The sequence below is a fragment of the Halolamina rubra genome (assembly GCF_000739555.1).
Classification (GTDB): Archaea; Halobacteriota; Halobacteria; order Halobacteriales; family Haloferacaceae; genus Halolamina; species Halolamina rubra.
Genome location: NZ_BBJN01000027.1, coordinates 1 through 15,775, shown reverse-complemented (window position 1 = coordinate 15,775; position 15,775 = coordinate 1). Strand labels below are relative to the sequence as shown.

The following is a 15,775-nucleotide window of genomic DNA, read 5'->3' as shown; positions in this document are numbered from 1 at the left end:
GCCCATGCCGCCGGGGCCGCCACCGCCGCCCATCATGCCGGACATCATCTGTGCGAACGGGTTGCCGCCGGGACCCTCGCCGCCGCCGCCCATGCCGGGCGGGCCGCCGCCCATCCCCTCCGGGCCGGGCGCCTCGCCCTCCTCGCGCTCCTCCTCGCGGCGCTGGCGGATCTCCTCGACGCGCTCGCGGAACGACTTCTCCTCCTCGTCACCGTTCTCCTCGACGGCCTCGTCGGTCTCGTCGGGTTCGTCTGCCATACCTCCGGGTTCCGGGGCCACGGCGAAAAGGGTTGTTCTCTCGCCACCGCTTCGAGAGCGTTTAGGCCGTCGCCCCCGGCGCTGACAGCATGACGCCGCCGCTGGCGCTGGATATCGACGGCACGCTGACCACGCCCGAACAGACGATCGCGCCGCGGGCGTTCTCGCTGCTCGCGGAGTGGGACGCGCCGGTGGTGCTCGCCACCGGGAAGGCGTTCCCCTACCCGGTCGCGCTCTGTCAGTTCGCCGGCATCCCCGAGCGCGTCGTCGCCGAGAACGGGGGCGTCGCGCTCGCGGACGGCGAGCTGCGCTACGCGGGCGATCCGGAGCGCGTCGACGCCGCGATCGCGGCGTTCGAGGACCGGGGCGGCGAGCTCGGCTGGGACGGCGTCGACACGATCAACCGCTGGCGGGAGACCGAGGTGGCCGTCAGCCGGACCGCCGACGAGGAGCTCCTCCGCGAGGTGGCCGCGGAGTTCGACCTCGAGTTCGTCGACAGCGGGTACGCGTTCCACCTCACCACCCCCGGGGTGAGCAAGGGGGCGGCGCTCGCCGGCGTCGCCGACGTGCTGGGCTACGACCCGGAGGCGTTCGTCGCCGTCGGCGACAGCGAGAACGACGCCTCGACGTTCGAGGTCGTCGGGGAGTCCTACGCCGTCGCGAACGCCGACGAGACCGCGAAGCGGACGGCGGACCACGTGCTCGACGACGGCTACGTCGACGGCACGCTCGACGCCCTCCGGCGGGTACGGGACAGCGAGTAGAAGAGTCGTCTCAGCACTCCTCGGCCGCGGGTGTGGCCTCGCCTTTGACAGGAACGAACGCGCCGTCGATGTCCCACTCGTGGATGCAGTAGAGGTCGCCGAGCCGGTCGGCTCGCCAGACCCCCTCGTCGTACTGTTCGACACGCCCGCAACGCTCACAGGTGCGGCGCTCCGGCGTGCGGAGCAGATCGCTCATTGTGGAGCGGAGGGTGGTGAGGGGTATCAAGCTTCCGCCGCCGGCAGGCTATTCGACCGCCCGCGTCGCGTCGACCACCCTCGCGATCGGCGCCGAGAGGTGGACCGTCGTCACCTCCTGTCCGCCGAACGTCTCGGTCACGCTCCCGATCCGCTCGAACCCGACTGACTCGTAGAACGATCGCCCACGCTCGTTTTCCTCGAACACTTCCAGCCAGACTCGCTCGTGGCCCGCGGCCGCGAGCCGTTCGGCGACCGTCGCCGTGAGTTCCGTCCCGATGCCGTCGCCCCAGTGGTCGGGATGAACGTAGAGTCGCGAGAAGAAGGCGTCCGGGCCGTCCGGATCGCTCGACAGGTCTCGCGCCGGCCCCGCGTTGGCGAAGCGACTACCCCGCCGTCGTCGGCGACGAGAAAGCAGGCGCTTCCCTCGCTCTCGACCGCCTCCTGGATCCCTTCGCGGAGCGACTCGACGGCGTACCACGAGTCGACAGTCTCGTCGACCGTCTCGGCACCCAGCAGGTCGTCGTAGGCGGCGTGCCACGACGCCCGGGCGACTGCCGCGATGGCCTCGGCGTCCGCCGGTCCCGCCTCGCGAACGTCCATACGCCGACTCTTTCACGCTGCCCGCTTGAGGATTCCGCCCGGTAGTTTTTCGGGCGCCGCGCATGTCGACGTTGTCGTGGGACTCTCCTCCCGGCGGACGTTCTGGCTCGCGCTCTGCTGGCTCGGCGCCACCCAGAGCCTCTCGTGGGGGATCGCCGTCGTCCGCGTCGGCCTCTGGCCGGGCAACGTCGCCGCGTTCGCGGGCTTCCTGCTGCTGACGGTCGTCGCGATCGCCGGCGTCGCCCGGCCGGAGTGGGCCGGCGGCCCCGGGGATCGGTCGCCGGTCTGGTGGGCGGCAGTCGTCGCCGCCGCCGTCGGCACGCTCCACTTGCTGCTCTAAACCTCGCGATACGGCCCCAGGCGCGTCCCGTCGGTCAGGTACGCCTCTCCGTCGACCAGCGCCTCGGGGAGGAACGGCGCGAGGAACGACTCCCCCTCGACGTTGATCCACGTCCCGCCGGAGCGCTCGTTGAACGCGGGGAACACGACCAGCTCCGGCTCGTTCCACACCAGGTCGGCGGCGTCCTCACCCAACGCCTCGAGGAACGGCTCCCGCCGCAGGGGGCCGCGCAGCCACGCGCGCTCGACGCGGCTCCCGCCCACCTCGTCGGTCAGCCGGACCGACGGGTGCTCGTGGCCCATGCAGAGCGTCGGCGCCGAGAGCGCCTCGGCGCCGGGCCAGGTGTGGCCGTGGACGAGCCCCACGTCGCCGACCCGCGCCCCCTCTGGGGGGAGCAGCTCGATCCGGTCGGGGAACACGTCGGCGACGCCGCCGTCGTGGTTCCCGGTCGCGAGCGTCAGCGGCACGCCTCGGGACTCCAGCGCGTCGAGCAGGTCGCGCACCTCCGCAGCCTCGTCGCCGCCGGGCTCGGCGATCCGGTGGACCAGGTCACCCAGCACGACCACCCTGTCCGCGTCGGTCTCGTCGACCAGCGCGAGCAGCCGCCGGCGGCGCTCGTCGGCGTTGCTGTCAAGTTCGACGCCGCGCTCGTAGCGCAGACCGACCTCGATACCGGCGTGGTAGTCCGCGACCGCCAGCGCACGCTCGGCGCCGAGGTCGAGCGTGGCCGCCGGCGCGCCGGCCACCGGTTCGACCGCTGGCCGGTCCATCAGATCGCCTTGAGCGTGCCGTCGTTGGGCTCGTAGCACTTCCCGCTCATCATCGCGCCCTGGATCGCGTCGTCGACGGCGTCGGGGTCGGCGCCGTGCTCGTCGACCACGCGCTCGACCACCGCCTCGCGGTCGGCGCCGTCGCCGTCGTCCAGTTCGGCCATCGCCTCCACGACGGCGTCCTCGAGGTCGTAGTCGACATCCGCCGACTCCGCCTCGTCGTCGGACGCCTCGCTGGACTCCTCGTCGGACTCTTCCTCCTCCGTGATCTCGGACTCGATCTCCTCGAGCTCCTCCTCGGAGGTGGGCACGTCGATGCCGGCCTCGCCGGGCTCGTCGACCTCCGTCCCGGTCGAGAACTCGGTGCCGAACTCCTCTTTGACCTCCTCGCGCTCGCTCTCGGTCAGCGCCTCCTCGTCGTCGACGGTCTCCTCGGGGTCGAACTCTTCCAGCTCCTCGGCCTCGTCGTCGACGGTCTCCTGCACCGACTCGCCGGTGTCGAAGTCACCGAGCTCCTCGTCGGCGGCTTCGTCGTCGACGGGTTCGTCGTCGGCAGCTTCGTCGTCGTCCGACACCGTCTCACCCGGCTCGCCGCCGGACTCGGGCGTCGTCTCCCTCTCCTCGTCGGTCGCCGTCTCGTCGGCCGTCGACTCTTCGTCCGCCGCAGCGGGCGTCGACTCCTCCGCCGTCGTTTCCGGCTCGTCCGCAACGACCTCGTCGTCGGAGTCGTCCGCATCGGCAGTTTCCGGCGTCGAAGGTTCGGCGGCTGCGTCCGCCGCGTCGGCCGTCTCGGTCTCCGACTCGACCCCACTTGCGGCGCCATCGAGGTCGATATCTACCGCGGGGAGCGGGCCGAGTTCGGGGGCTCCAGCCGCGTCCGGCTCGGTCTCCAGCGCGCCGACGGCGTCGCGGTCGCCGGCGACCTGTTCGACCGCCTCGATCGCGAGCGAGCGGACCGCCTCGAGGTACGTCGTGCCGGTGTCGTAGTGGTCGATCGCCTTCGGGATCCCGGCGGCAAGCGACGGATCGACGCCCGCGTCCGCGAGCGCCGCGCGGAGGTCGTCGCCGCGCATCTCCGACTCGAGCGCCGCGGCGAAGACGGCGATCCGGTGGAGGGTTCGCTCGGCCGCGGAGACCACCCAGCGGTCCCGGGTGTCGGCGTCGACCTCGTTGATGCTCTCCGGGCGGACCGAGGTGAACACGCGGTCGGAGTCCTCCGGCTCGAACGTGCGAGCCTTCCCCGAGAGCGCGACGAACGTCGGCGGCTCGGTCCGGTTCAGGAACGCGTGCTCGTCCGGCTGGTACTGCCCGGCGTAGGTGACGAACGCCCCCGTCGGGTCGACGACGCGCCCGCGGAGGCTGTCCTCGTTCACCTGCTCGACCTCGGTCAGCACGCCGACGGCGAACAGGCGGTTCACCCGGGCGCCAGTCGGCGTCACCACGTAGTTCGGCGCGCGCTCCTCGTCGCTCTCGGAGTAGGAGAGCGAGGCGTCGTCGAACTCCGCGGCGAACAGTCGCCGGGCGATCTCGCGGTTGCCCGGCCCGGAGTCGGCGCTCATGCGCTCACCCCCAGTTCCGCGAGCAGGTCACGCGCGGCCGCTTCGGGGTCCTCCTCGACGGGGTCGAACGCGTCGGCGTTGAGGTTCGCACCGTACTCGTCGACCGACAGCGAGCCGCGGGCGCGGTACGCGTCGCCCACCAACGCCGCGGCGATATCCTCGGCGACGACCTCGCGGTCCATCGCGTCGCGGGCGGCCTCCCGGGCGTCGTCGAGGTCGCCCCCGTAGATCTCCTCGGTGAGCTCGCGGCCGAGGATCACCGTACACGTCCCCGTGCCGTCGTCGAGGATCGCCTTCGTCCGGAGGTCGTCGACGCCCTCCACGTCGCCGTGGGAGCGACACTCGCCGTTCTGGATCGCTCGGTTGCAGTCCGGACAGCGCTGGATCAGGCCCGAGCCGTCCCGGACCTCGATCACGTTGCCGGAGAGCTCGACGTCGAACAGACCGCCGGCGGTGACGGCCTCGCCGATCGGCATCGACGGCGCCGAGTCGGTGACGACCACGGGCTCCTCCAGCGTCTCCACCGTCGAGAACTCCGAGACGTTCACCGAGGGGGCGCCGCGGTACTCCCGGACGTACACGTCCTCGAGCCGGACGCTCTCGCCCGTCTCGATCTCCGGGTGCGGGTCCCAGTCGGTGAACGGGAGCCGCCCGGTCTCGTCGCCGATGACGCCCGAGAGGATCTCGGTCTCGCCGTCCCGGCCGTCGATGGTTCGCTCCTCGACCTCGACGACGCTGACTTCGACGGTCCGGCCGCGGTCGCCGGGTTCGAGCTCGATCAGGTCGCGCTCGCCGCCGATCTCGTACGGGACGGCCAGCTCCTCGCTCTCCAGCGCGACGCTGGTGCTGTCGCCGAGGTTGAGCTCGGGGTGGCCCTCCCACTCGCGCACGCCGGCGTTGCCGACGGTGACGGTGTCGCCCGGCTCGAAGCCGAACTCCTGCCAGGCGGTGTAGGAGACCGTCCCCGATTCGTCGGCGAACTCGCCCTCGCGGATGGTGATGTCCTCGCCCTGGTACCGGATCGAGCGAGTCCCCTTCGTGAGCACGCGCACCGTCACGGTGACGTTGTCGTGCTCGGTCGTCAGCTCCGCCACGTCGAGCGACTCGGGGGTGGCGTCGCCGCCGCCACCGCCGCCGTGTTTCCGGCGGACGCTCTGTTTGGCCTCGTCGATCGGAACGCTGTACTGGAGCAGGTTCTCCAGGTCCTCTTTGACCTCCTCTTTGTCAACACCGAGAGCGGAGGCGAGCTCCTCGGCGTGGTTGTCTACGTCCATCGTGCCGGATTGGGCCGCGATAGCTAATAAGCGTTCGTCCGTGCGGTGCCGGCCACCCTCTTGCTGACGCCGCCGGGCCGCTGCCGGACCGAACCACCCTTGCGTCTCGGGCCGCACGAGGGGGGTATGAACGCGACGACACCGCTCTCGCTCGCCCGCGAGGCCGCCACGACCGGCGGCGAGGTCGCCCACGGCGGGTTCCGCGGCCCGCTCACGGTGGAGACGAAGGCGAACGAGCTCGACTCCGTGACGGAGTTCGACCGGGAGGTCCAGCGACGGGTGGCCACCATCCTCCGGCGGGACGAGCCCGACGCGGCGATCGTCGGCGAGGAGGAGCTCCCGGAGATCGAGACCCGGAAGGCGCTCCCCGAGTCCGGGCGGGCGTGGATCGTCGACCCCATCGACGGCACCAACAACTTCGTCGCGGGCAACCGCATCTGGTGCTGTTCGGTCGCCGCCGCCGAGGACGGCGAGGCTCTCGCCGCGGTGAACGAGTTCCCCGCGCTGGGCGACTGCTTCGCCGCCGGCGCGGAGGGCGTGACCCGCAACGGGGAGCCGATCAGCGTGAGCGAGCGGGCGCGATCGGAGACGTTCACGATCAACCCGATCTTCGGCCTCTCGGCCACCAACCGCCGGAAGCTCTCGGAGTACGTCTCGATCATCGCCGACGAGTTCGGCGACTGCCGGCGGTTCGGGAGTTCGCAGTTCGCGCTCTCCTCGGTCGCCGCGGGCGAGCTCGACGCCGCCGTCTCCAGCATGTCGCTCTCGCCGTGGGACACGGTCGGCGGCGTGCATCTGGTCCGGCAGGCCGGCGGCACCGTCACCGACCTGGCGGGGAACCGCTGGACCCCCGGCGCCGACGGGATCATCGCCTCGAACGGCCACGCACACGAGGACCTCGTCGCGGCGTTCGAGTAGCTACGCCTCCGCAGCCTCGGCGTCGTACGTCAACACGACGCCGTCGTCGAGCCGCTCCACGTCGGTCAACGAGAGCGACGGGAACGCGTCCGGATCGGTGAACCCCTCGCCGTCGGCCAGGGTCGGCGCGTCGCGGCCGCCGATCACGACGGACCCGACGTAGACGGTGAGTCGATCCACTAGCCCGGACTCGAACAGCGAGAAGATGAGCTCGCCGCCGCCCTCGACCAGCAGTCGTTCGACGCCGTGGCCCTCGAGTCGGTCGAACGCGGCGGGGAGGTCGACGCGGCTCGAGCCGGCGGTGATCACGGTTGCGCCGGCGGCCGACAGCGCCGCCACGTCGCCCTCGGCGGCGGCCTCGCTCACGAGCACGTACGTCGGGGCCGCGTCGTCGAGGATCTCGGCGTCCGGCGGCGTCCGCGCGCGGGAGTCCGCGACGATTCGGGCGGGGTTCGGTGGGTCGCCAACCTGCTCCCGGCGGTCGCGCCGCTCGTCGTCCTTGACCGTCAGCGCGGGATCGTCGGCGAGCACGGTGCCGACGCCGACCAACACGCCGTCGGATTCGGCTCGGAGCTCGTCCATCCGGTCGAAGTCCGCGGGCCCGGAGATCGCCACCTGCTCGCGATCGCGGGTCGAGAGCTTCCCGTCGACGCTCTCGGCGGCGTTCACGTGGACGTGCATACGCCCTCTCGACGCGCCGGTGGGTCGACTCTTTCGGTCCGAGCGGGAACGCTCAAGTCCCGCCGCGCCCGAGCGTCGCCGATGACCGTCGAGACGGAGGTGGTCGTGATCGGTGGCGGCGCGACCGGCGTGGGTGTCGCCCGCGATCTCGCGATGCGCGGCGTCGCCGTGACGCTGCTCGAACGCGGCCCGGGGCTCAACGCCGGCACGTCGGGGCGCTCTCACGGGGTCCTGCACAGCGGCGCACGCTACGCCGAGTCCGACGCCGAGGCCGCGGTTGAGTGCCTGCGGGAGAACCGAACGCTCCGGGAGATCGCCCCGGCAGCGATCGACGACGCCGGCGGCCTGTTCGTCCGCCTCGCCGGCGACGACCCCGACTACTTCGACCGGAAGCTCGAGGCCTGCCGGGACGTGGGGATGGCGCCGACGCTACTGGACGCCGACGAACTCCGTGAGCGCGTCCCTGGCGTCGCCGATCGCGTCGAGGCGGGGTTCGCGGTCCCGGACGGCGTCGTCTCGCCCGCACGCCTCGTCGCCGGCACCGCCGCCAGCGTTCGCGAGCACGGGGCGACCATCCACACCGACGCGACGGTGACTGACATCGACGCCGGCGGGAGTTCGTCGAAGCGCCTCGCCCTCTCCGTCGAGGACGGGCCGACCGTCACTGCCGACGCGGTGGTCAACGCCGCGGGCCCGTGGGCCGGCGAGGTCGCCGCGATGGCGGGGGCGGAGCTGGGAATGCGACCCACGCGGGGGGTGATGGTCGCGGTCGAGTACCCGGACCTTGGACCCGTGCTGAACCGCTGTCGCGAGCCCGCGGACGGCGACATCGTCGTCCCCCACGGCACGCAGGCGGTGCTGGGGACGACGAGCGTCGCCGTCGACGACCCCGACGCGTTCGATCGCGAGGACTGGGAGGTCGAGCGCACGGTTTCGGAGTGCGCGGCGATGCTCCCCGAACTCGCCGACGCGACGGTCGATCGAACCTACTGGGGGCTCCGGCCGCTCTACGAGCCGGACGAGCTCGATCGTGGGGGCCGGGGGATCTCGCGGGACTTCGCGATCGTCGACCACGACCCGGCGCCGGGGCTGGTGAGCGTGGTGGGCGGGAAGCTCACGACGTACCGTCGCATGGCCGAGGCCGTCGCCGATCGCGTCTGTGGGGAGTTGGGCGTCGACGCGCCGTGCCGGACCGCGGAGCAGCCGCTGCAGGGCGGCGACGATCCGGAGCGTCTCGACGAACTGGCGCGGGAGTTCGGCGCGGTCGGCCCCGCTGACAGCGACGTGGTGAAGTAGCGAACAGCCGGAGTCTGCGGCTCGGCGCGACGGCCCCGGACTTGCGTGTTCGTCGCGCCGCGGGTCTCAGGTCACGCGACGGGTTGGCCCCGTCATCGGTCAAAAAAGTTCGTCGCCGGGAGCGCGAATCAGTCGTCGACCGGTTCGACGCCGATCGTGACCGCCACGCCCTCGATCTCCCACTCCTCGACGAGGCCGTGTTCCTCGTCGATCTCCTCGACGTCGACGAACTCGGCGGCCCGCACTTCGTCGGCGACGAGGTCGCGCCGGTCGTCGAAGAAGCCGGCGACGCGCTCGTCGTCGATCTCGACCGCGACGCGGATCTCCTCCTCCACGTCGAGCTCCAGGCGCTTGCGGGTCTCCTGGACGCGCCGGATCAGGTCGCGGGCGTACCCCTCGCGCTCGATCTCCTCGGTGAGTTCGGTGTTCACGTAGACGCTCCCGCCCTCGAACTCCGCGCCGGAGACGTGTTCCGGCGGCTCGGTCTCGTACGCGACCATCTCGTCGGTGAGTTCGACCGTCTCGCCGTCGACCTCGACGCCCGCCTCGACGGCCTCGCGGGGCTCGCCGCGAACGGCGGCCATCACGTCCTGCGCGTCGCCGCCGAACTCCGGTCCGATCACGCTCATCTGCGGGTCCGCGATCTCCACGAGCTCCTCGTAGTCGTCGGTGACCGTGAGCGACTGGGCGTTCACGCGCTCGAGGAACAGCGCCTCCAGATCGCGCATGGCGTCGGCGACAGCCTCGTCGTCGGCCTCGATTACGACCTCCTGGACGGGCCAGCGGAGCTTCCGCCCGCCCTGCTGGCGCGCGTTCGCGGCGGCCTCCTCGACCTCGCGGAGCACGGCCATGTTCCGCTCCAGTTCGGGGTCGTGCAGGTCGTCGTCCGGCGTCGGCGCCTCGAGCATGTGGACCGTGTCGGCCTCGCCGTCGAGCGTCTGGTACATCCGGTCGGCGAGGTACGGTGTGTACGGGGCGAGCAGGCGGACGACCTCGTCCATGACGGTCGCGAGCGTCGCGTACGCGCCGCGCTTGCTCGCGGAGTCGGACTCCTCCCACATGCGCTCGCGGATCGCCTTCACGTAGAACCGGCTCACGTCCTCGGTCACGAAGTCCAGCAGGACGTTCAGCGCGTCGTGGACCGCGTACTCGTCCCAGGCGTCCTCGGTCTCCTGCTTCACGGTCTGGAGCCGGGAGAGCACCCACTCGTCGACGACCGAAAGCTCGCCGTCCGTCAGGTCGGCCTCGCCGGGGTCGTACCCGTCCAGCTCCATGTACGGCAGCGGGAACCGGAACACGTTCCAGAGGATGTTCAACGTCGACTGCATCTCCCGGAGCCCCTCCCACTCGAAGCGCAGGTCGGCGCCGTGCTGGTCGTGGCTGAGCAGGTACGCCCGGAGGGGGTCCCGACCGACCTCCTCGATCGCCTCGTGTGGCGTGACGATGTTGCCGAGGCTCTTGGACATCTTCCGGCCGTCGCTGTCAAGCGCGAACCCGTGCATCACGACCTCGTCGTAGGGGATCTGATCGACGGCGGCGGTGCCCATGCCGAGCTGGGACCAGAACCAGCCGCGGGTCTGGTCGTGGGCCTCGACGATCACGTCGGCGGGCCAGAACTCGTCGTGGGCCTCGGTCTCGCCGGGGTAGTCGAGCGTCCCCCACGACGCCACCGAGGAGTCCAGCCACACGTCGAACACGTCCGGGACGCGGGTGTAGGTCGTCTCGCCCTCGGTGATCGTGAGGTCGTCGACGGTCGGCCGGTGGAGGTCGAGCTCGCCGGCATCGACGTCCTGATCGGCGCGCTCCGCGAGCTCCTCGCGGGTGCCGACGACGATCCAGTCGTCCTCGGTCGTCTCCTCGGCCGTGCTGTCCTCGGGCGTCCAGATCGGGATCGGGATGCCCCAGTAGCGCTGCCGGGAGACGTTCCAGTCCGGCGAGTCCTCGATGAAGTTCCGGAAGCGGTTGTCCCGCGCCTCCGGCGGGTGCCACTCGCTCTCCTCCATGTTCTCGAGCAGGTCCTCCTTCACGTCGGTGACCGTGATGAACCACTGCTCGGTCGCGAGGAAGATGATGTCCGTATCACACCGCCAGCACTGCCCGTAGTCGTGGGTGTAGGACTCGTGGGCGAGCAGGTAGCCGTTCTCCCGGAGGTCGTCGATGATGTCGTCGTTGGCGTCGCGGACGAACTGGCCGGCGTACTCGCCGGCGCGCTCGTCGTACACGCCGTCGCTCCCGACGGGACAGAAGATCTCCAGCCCGAGCTCCTCGCCGCGCTCGAAGTCCTCCTGCCCGTGGCCGGGCGCGGAGTGGACCAGCCCAGTCCGGTCGGTCTCGACGTAGTCGGCGTGGTACACCTCGCCCGCGCCGTCGAAGGCGGGGTGGTCCGGCACCTCCTCGGCCAGCGGGTGGTCGTACTGCCAGCCGATCAGCTCCTCACCCGAGAGCTCTTCCTCGATCTCGTACTCCTCGTAGCGACCCTTCTCCAGCACCGACTCGACGCAGTCGGTCGCGACGTAGAGCACGTCCTCCTCGCCGCCTTTCCGGGCGCGAACTTTCGCGTACGTCGCCGCCTCGTCGACGGCGACGAACGTGTTCGCGGGGACGGTCCACGGCGTCGTCGTCCACGCCACGAGGCTCCCCTCGCGGTCGGCCAGCGGGAACTGGACGTAGATCGACGGGTCCTCGACCTGGTGGTACTCGACCTCGTTCTTCGCGATCGCGGTCTCACACCGCGGGCACTGCGTGATCGAGCGCTTCCCCTGCTCGACGAGCCCGTTGCCGTGGGCCTCGGAGAACGCCCACCAGGCGGCCTCCATGTACTCCGGGGAGATGGTCTGGTAGGGGTCCTCCCAGTCCATCCAGACGCCGATGGACTGGAAGTCCTCGTCCATGTTCTCGCGGTTCTCGACGGCGAACCGCTTGCACTCCTCGATGAACTTCTCCATCCCGTACTCCTCGATCTCCTGCTTGGAGTCGAAGCCCAGCTCCTGCTCGACCTTCGTCTCGATCGGCAGGCCGTGCATGTCGTACCCCGGCCGGTCGGTGACTTGGTGGCCCTCCATCCGCTTGCGCCGGATCACCGAGTCCTTGAGGGTCTTGTTCCACGCCGTGCCGAGATGCATCTGCCCCGAGGTGTACGGCGGGCCGTCGACGAAGAAGAAAGGTGGGTCGTCGGCGTGTGCCTCCTTGGTCCGTTCGTAGGCGTCGTGGTCGTCCCAGTACGCCGAGACGGTATCCTCCACCGCCTGCGGGTCGTACTGGTCCGGGACCTCCTCGTCCATACGTCTTCGCAGTGTTGGGGCGCTTATCAACCCGGTGGTCCGGCAGTCGCGCTGTCGGGCCGGCGTCGACGCCCCGCGTGCCACAAGGGAGACGTTCAAACGGCGGGCCCGCCAACCCCGGGTATGACCGACGTTCCGCTCGAACACGTCCACCGCGACCCCGAAAGCGACACCGACGCCGGCCTGTTCGTCCTCCACGGCCGCGGCGCCGACGAGAAGGACCTCCTCCCGGTCGCCCAGCGACTCCCGGGCGACCGCCACGTGATCAGCTTCCGCGCGCCGGACCGCCTGCAGGGCGGGTACACCTGGTACGACCTCGACCTCTCGGCGGGCGGCCTCGAACAGAGCCAGCCCGACCCGGACGGGTTCCGCCGCAGCCTCGACCTCGTCGCCGAGTCGATCGACGCCGCGGTCGACGCCTACGACCTCGACTCCGAGCGCCTCGGCCTGCTCGGGTTCAGCCAGGGCGCGATCACCAGCCTCTCGCTCGTGCTCGAGCAGCCGGACACGTTCGCGTGGGTCGCGGCCCACCACGGCTACCTCGCCGAGTCCCACGCCGACCGATCACCCGAGGGGATCGCGGGCAAACCCGTGTTCGTCGGCGCCGGCGCGGCCGACCAGATCATCCCCGCGAACCGTTGTGAGGCCGCCGCCGAGGGGATGCGCGAGGCCGGCGCCGACGTGACGTTCGAGACGTTCGGCGGCGGACACGGGATCGGCCCGGACGAGCTCGACGCCGTCTCGCAGTTCGTCGAGCAGTACGACTAACCGGTCCCGGTCCCCGTCGCGGTCGCTGTTGCCGTCGCCGTCCCGTTCTCTGTCGCGGTCGCTGTCGCCGTCGCGGTGCCGCTTGCGGTCGCGTTCCGCGCCTCGGGCAGCCACGCCGGCGCGGTCACGTCGACCGGCTCGAACCGGTAGTCGAGCGCGAACCGGACCCGCTCGCGCTCGCCGTCGTCGTCGCTGTCGGGCAGCGTGTAGCTCGCGCGGATCGTCGTGATCACCCCGCGGTCGGAGACGATCAGCAGCGCCTCGTAGTCGCCGACCTCGCCCTGCAGCACCGACGGCGGGTGGCCGTCGATCTCGACGCGGTAGGTCGGGCAGTCGGTCTCGTACTCGATCGCGCAGGTGACGACCGCCTGCTCCGTGCCGGCGAAGTAGCGGTAGAGGTACGTTTCGACGTTCGCGTCGAACCCCGTCGCCGGGTACTCCGCGAGGTCGTACCGTGCGTAGCGCGTCCGGTCCGGGAACGCGATCCGGCGGAACACGTCGGTCCCGCCGGCGTAGATGTCGTCGGTGATCCGCTCGGAGTCGTTCCCCTGAACGATCAGCCGCTTCTGCTCGTAGTGGGTGGTGTTCGCGATCCGGACCGTCGCGTTCCGGAACGTGTCGGCGCCGGTGGTGGCGTCTGCGGGCGACGTGAGCGACCACGAGACGACCCGCGATCGGTTCCGGACGCCGTCGACGTGGGCGTCGGCCAGCGCGACCGGATCGACGACGCCGGCCCGGCTGATTCCCGGACCCAGCCCCGGCATCGCCGTCGGCGTCGGGCTCTCGGCGCCGATGGCGCCCCCGTCGGCGTCCTCGGCCGTCACGTCGGCCGCCGTGATCGGCGACGGGGTCGGGCCCCCGCCCCCAGTCAGCGGCGGGCCGGCCGCGACGGCGCCGACGAGCGCGACCAGCAGCAGCGCCACGACGATCCGACGGTTCTCGCCGATCGCGGGGCGGGCGGATCGCACGGGCTCGAGCAGCCCCGCTGCCGTCGACTCGGTGGCGTCGGCGGCGACCGACCGCTCGAGCGGTCGGTCGAACCACTCGGCGTAGAGTTCGGCGGCGGCCTCGCGCTCGATTCCGTACAGGAGCAGGTCGTGCAGCTCCCCGGGCGGGACGTACGCGACGCCCGCCTCGGCCGCGGCCGCTGCGACCGCGTCGCGGTCCCGAGCGGCGACGAGCGTGTCGACGCCGTCCAACTCGGGCGTCCCGAACCGGCCGGGATCGACGACCCGGATCCGGCGTCGCTCCCCGTCGCGTTCGGCGTCGACGACGCCGTCCTCGACGGCGGTCTCCCAGCCGCGCGCCCGCCAGATCGCGGCGACGAACGCGGTCCGGTCGCTCGCCGGGAGGCTCCGGAGCTCGCTCGCGAACGTGTCGGCGGGGACCGGCGGCATTGGTGGGTACTGGGCTGACGACTCCAAAAGCGCACCGGCGACGGCGGAGCCGCCTCAGAGCCCGGGCACGAACGCGACCACGTCGGCGGTCTCGAGCACCATCCAGCAGAGGAACAGCGCGTACACGACGAGCAGCACCACCGCCTCGCGGTCCGAGAGCTGGAGATCCGTCCGGAGCAGGGTGAAAAGCGCCACCGTCGCGACGACGAGAAACGCCATCATCGGCACCGCGACGCCGTAGTTCACCACGGCGCCGCCCGCGAGCACGATCCCCGCGGGGACGGCGACCAGCAGGTCGAACACGTTGCTCCCGAGCACGTTCCCGAGGCTGGTGATCCCGCGACCTTTCCGCGCGGCCCGGACCGACACGAGCGTGTCCGGCAGCGAGGTCGCGGCGGCGACGACGGTGAGCCCCCAGACCGCCTCGGGGATGCCGAACGCCGTCGCGAACACGTCGGCGCCGTAGACGAACCCCTCGACGGCCGCGAGCACGAGCAGGAGGCTGAGCGCGAGGAGCCCCCACTCCCGGCGGACGTTCACCGACTGCGACAGCGGCTCCGCGACGTACTCCACGGTGTCGGCGTACTGGATGAACACGTACAGCCCGTAGAGCGCGATCGGGAGCATCCCGAGCCACGGGGGGATATCCGTCGCGAGCCGCGCGCTGTCGTCGGGGTAGTAGATGACGCCGAGCGAGAACACGAGCAGCAGCGAGGCCACCGAGAGCATGTAGAACAGCGCCTCCTTGTACACCACGTCGCGGTTGGCGTTGAGCTCATCCTCGGCCAGCAGCGCTGAGACGCCGGGGATCACCAGCACGTTGAACACCGCCGAGCCGACGACGGCGCCGACGCCGAGGTCGAACGTGTCGTGGATCACCACCGACAGCACCGCGATGGAGAGCTCCGGGAAGCTCGACCCGATCGCGGCGACGACCGACCCCTGTATCACCGGCGGCAGCCCGTAGTGGCCGGAGAGCAGGTGGCTCGCCTCCTCCAGCATCTCCGACCCCTGCCAGACGACGGCGGTCGCCACGATCGTGACGACGGTCGCGAGCAGCACCGACATGGAGGTCACTTCCAGCGGCCCCCTCAAAACGCCACCGTCCGACGACGGCCGGCTCGTCCCCCGCGGGCCGGCTCCGGTAGCCCTAAACGCACACACCACCAACCCCGGCTATGAGCGTCGCCAAGACCGTCGAGGACCTCGGCGCCGAACTCGGCGAGCGGATCGCCGCTACCGACGAGTACGAGCGCTTCGAGGCAGCGAAGCGAGCCGTCGAGGAGAGCGAGGAGGCCCAGCGCCGGATCTCCGAGTTCGACTCGCTGCGGGCCGAACTCACCACCGCCCGGCAGACCGGCGAGGCCGACCAGGAGCTGGTCGACGAGGTCCGCCAGGCTCAGCACGAGCTCCACTCGCTGCCGGAGATGGCCGAGTACCTCGAGGCGGAGGAGGAGCTCCAGGCCCGCCTGCAGGCGGTGAACAACGCGATCTCCTCTGAGCTCGTCGTCGACTTCGGCGGCGAGGCGGGCGGCTGCTGTCGGGACTAACGCGCTAACTGCGGGCCGGCCACCCCGACCTGGCCCCACCCGAGAGTTCTTCCCGGATCACGCGACCAGTAGCGCCATGCTCGCGATCGCCGGCGGCAAGGGCGGCGTCGGGAAGACGACG

The 15,775-nt window shown here is 71.2% G+C and carries 15 protein-coding genes and 1 pseudogene; 6 read left to right on the top strand and 10 right to left on the bottom strand.

Going from position 1 to position 15,775, the window contains the following annotated elements:
- Positions 1 to 258, bottom strand: a pseudogene (locus ACP95_RS07615) (hypothetical protein); the annotation flags it as partial.
- Between the two features lie 89 nt (positions 259 to 347).
- On the opposite strand from ACP95_RS07615, the gene ACP95_RS07610 reads away from it, so the two are divergent.
- Positions 348 to 1,022 (top strand): HAD-IIB family hydrolase, encoded by a 675-nt coding sequence (locus ACP95_RS07610; protein WP_049980632.1) that lies wholly within the window; start codon positions 348 to 350, stop codon positions 1,020 to 1,022.
- A 10-nt stretch (positions 1,023 to 1,032) separates the two neighbouring features.
- Here ACP95_RS07610 and ACP95_RS07605 read toward each other — a convergent pair whose 3' ends face one another.
- On the bottom strand, positions 1,033 to 1,218 hold the full coding sequence (locus ACP95_RS07605; protein WP_049980631.1) for an HEWD family protein: 186 nt from the start codon (positions 1,216 to 1,218) through the stop codon (positions 1,033 to 1,035).
- Positions 1,219 to 1,266: 48 nt separating this feature from the next.
- Positions 1,267 to 1,698: a GNAT family N-acetyltransferase gene (locus tag ACP95_RS15300; RefSeq protein ID WP_202593798.1), complete on the bottom strand. Its 432-nt coding sequence runs from the start codon at positions 1,696 to 1,698 to the stop codon at positions 1,267 to 1,269.
- A 198-nt stretch (positions 1,699 to 1,896) separates the two neighbouring features.
- Between ACP95_RS15300 and ACP95_RS07600 the strand changes: the two genes are divergently transcribed.
- Positions 1,897 to 2,160 (top strand): hypothetical protein, encoded by a 264-nt coding sequence (locus tag ACP95_RS07600; RefSeq protein WP_049980630.1) that lies wholly within the window; start codon positions 1,897 to 1,899, stop codon positions 2,158 to 2,160.
- Here ACP95_RS07600 and ACP95_RS07595 read toward each other — a convergent pair.
- The 3 genes from ACP95_RS07595 to ACP95_RS07585 are packed head-to-tail and all read right to left on the bottom strand — an operon-like array spanning position 2,157 to position 5,763.
- Complete coding sequence (locus ACP95_RS07595) at positions 2,157 to 2,930, bottom strand: metallophosphoesterase (protein ID WP_049980629.1); 774 nt, start codon at positions 2,928 to 2,930, stop codon at positions 2,157 to 2,159. The two genes, ACP95_RS07600 and ACP95_RS07595, sit on opposite strands and share 4 nt — an antisense overlap.
- A complete protein-coding gene (locus ACP95_RS07590) occupies positions 2,930 to 4,489 on the bottom strand; it encodes an RPA family protein (protein WP_049980628.1) in 1,560 nt (519 codons plus the stop codon). The genes ACP95_RS07595 and ACP95_RS07590 overlap by 1 nt, the downstream gene beginning before the upstream one ends.
- The gene (locus ACP95_RS07585) at positions 4,486 to 5,763 is read right to left on the bottom strand and encodes a Single-stranded DNA binding protein (RefSeq protein WP_049980627.1); all 1,278 of its coding nucleotides are present in this window, start codon (positions 5,761 to 5,763) and stop codon (positions 4,486 to 4,488) included. Before ACP95_RS07585 ends, ACP95_RS07590 begins: the two co-directional genes overlap by 4 nt.
- A gap of 126 nt (positions 5,764 to 5,889) precedes the next feature.
- On the opposite strand from ACP95_RS07585, the gene ACP95_RS07580 reads away from it, so the two are divergent.
- Positions 5,890 to 6,681: an inositol monophosphatase family protein gene (locus tag ACP95_RS07580; protein WP_049980626.1), complete on the top strand. Its 792-nt coding sequence runs from the start codon at positions 5,890 to 5,892 to the stop codon at positions 6,679 to 6,681.
- On the opposite strand, the gene ACP95_RS07575 is transcribed toward ACP95_RS07580, so the two are convergent.
- On the bottom strand, positions 6,682 to 7,362 hold the full coding sequence (locus ACP95_RS07575) for a 2,5-diamino-6-(ribosylamino)-4(3H)-pyrimidinone 5'-phosphate reductase (protein ID WP_049980625.1): 681 nt from the start codon (positions 7,360 to 7,362) through the stop codon (positions 6,682 to 6,684).
- Positions 7,363 to 7,443: 81 nt separating this feature from the next.
- On the opposite strand from ACP95_RS07575, the gene ACP95_RS07570 reads away from it, so the two are divergent.
- Positions 7,444 to 8,658, top strand: coding sequence for an FAD-dependent oxidoreductase (locus ACP95_RS07570; RefSeq protein WP_049980624.1), 1,215 nt, complete (start codon positions 7,444 to 7,446; stop codon positions 8,656 to 8,658).
- Between the two features lie 128 nt (positions 8,659 to 8,786).
- On the opposite strand, the gene ileS is transcribed toward ACP95_RS07570, so the two are convergent.
- Complete coding sequence (ileS, locus tag ACP95_RS07565) at positions 8,787 to 11,939, bottom strand: isoleucine--tRNA ligase (protein ID WP_049980623.1); 3,153 nt, start codon at positions 11,937 to 11,939, stop codon at positions 8,787 to 8,789.
- A 123-nt stretch (positions 11,940 to 12,062) separates the two neighbouring features.
- Between ileS and ACP95_RS07560 the strand changes: the two genes are divergently transcribed.
- Complete coding sequence (locus tag ACP95_RS07560) at positions 12,063 to 12,707, top strand: alpha/beta hydrolase (RefSeq protein WP_049980622.1); 645 nt, start codon at positions 12,063 to 12,065, stop codon at positions 12,705 to 12,707.
- On the opposite strand, the gene ACP95_RS16085 is transcribed toward ACP95_RS07560, so the two are convergent.
- Positions 12,704 to 14,104 carry a hypothetical protein gene (locus tag ACP95_RS16085; RefSeq protein WP_049980621.1) on the bottom strand — a complete coding sequence of 467 codons (1,401 nt, stop codon included), beginning with the start codon at positions 14,102 to 14,104 and terminating at the stop codon, positions 12,704 to 12,706. The two genes, ACP95_RS07560 and ACP95_RS16085, sit on opposite strands and share 4 nt — an antisense overlap.
- A 54-nt stretch (positions 14,105 to 14,158) precedes the next feature.
- Positions 14,159 to 15,172, bottom strand: a complete 1,014-nt coding sequence (locus ACP95_RS07550) for a sodium:calcium antiporter (RefSeq protein ID WP_202593797.1) — start codon at positions 15,170 to 15,172, stop codon at positions 14,159 to 14,161.
- 110 nt (positions 15,173 to 15,282) lie between these two features.
- Between ACP95_RS07550 and ACP95_RS07545 the strand changes: the two genes are divergently transcribed.
- Positions 15,283 to 15,654 carry a YlbF family regulator gene (locus tag ACP95_RS07545; RefSeq protein WP_049980619.1) on the top strand — a complete coding sequence of 124 codons (372 nt, stop codon included), beginning with the start codon at positions 15,283 to 15,285 and terminating at the stop codon, positions 15,652 to 15,654.
- Positions 15,655 to 15,775 lie beyond the last annotated feature (121 nt).

Coding starts and splice junctions, on each gene's coding strand:
- ACP95_RS07610 (WP_049980632.1), top strand. CDS start 348: ATGACGCCGCCGCTGGCGCTGGATATCGACGGCACGCTGACCACGCCC.
- ACP95_RS07605 (WP_049980631.1), bottom strand. CDS start 1,218: ATGAGCGATCTGCTCCGCACGCCGGAGCGCCGCACCTGTGAGCGTTGC.
- ACP95_RS07595 (WP_049980629.1), bottom strand. CDS start 2,930: ATGGACCGGCCAGCGGTCGAACCGGTGGCCGGCGCGCCGGCGGCCACG.
- ACP95_RS07590 (WP_049980628.1), bottom strand. CDS start 4,489: ATGAGCGCCGACTCCGGGCCGGGCAACCGCGAGATCGCCCGGCGACTG.
- ACP95_RS07585 (WP_049980627.1), bottom strand. CDS start 5,763: ATGGACGTAGACAACCACGCCGAGGAGCTCGCCTCCGCTCTCGGTGTT.
- ACP95_RS07580 (WP_049980626.1), top strand. CDS start 5,890: ATGAACGCGACGACACCGCTCTCGCTCGCCCGCGAGGCCGCCACGACC.
- ACP95_RS07575 (WP_049980625.1), bottom strand. CDS start 7,362: ATGCACGTCCACGTGAACGCCGCCGAGAGCGTCGACGGGAAGCTCTCG.
- ACP95_RS07570 (WP_049980624.1), top strand. CDS start 7,444: ATGACCGTCGAGACGGAGGTGGTCGTGATCGGTGGCGGCGCGACCGGC.
- ileS (WP_049980623.1), bottom strand. CDS start 11,939: ATGGACGAGGAGGTCCCGGACCAGTACGACCCGCAGGCGGTGGAGGAT.
- ACP95_RS07560 (WP_049980622.1), top strand. CDS start 12,063: ATGACCGACGTTCCGCTCGAACACGTCCACCGCGACCCCGAAAGCGAC.
- ACP95_RS16085 (WP_049980621.1), bottom strand. CDS start 14,104: ATGCCGCCGGTCCCCGCCGACACGTTCGCGAGCGAGCTCCGGAGCCTC.
- ACP95_RS07550 (WP_202593797.1), bottom strand. CDS start 15,172: ATGTCGGTGCTGCTCGCGACCGTCGTCACGATCGTGGCGACCGCCGTC.
- ACP95_RS07545 (WP_049980619.1), top strand. CDS start 15,283: ATGAGCGTCGCCAAGACCGTCGAGGACCTCGGCGCCGAACTCGGCGAG.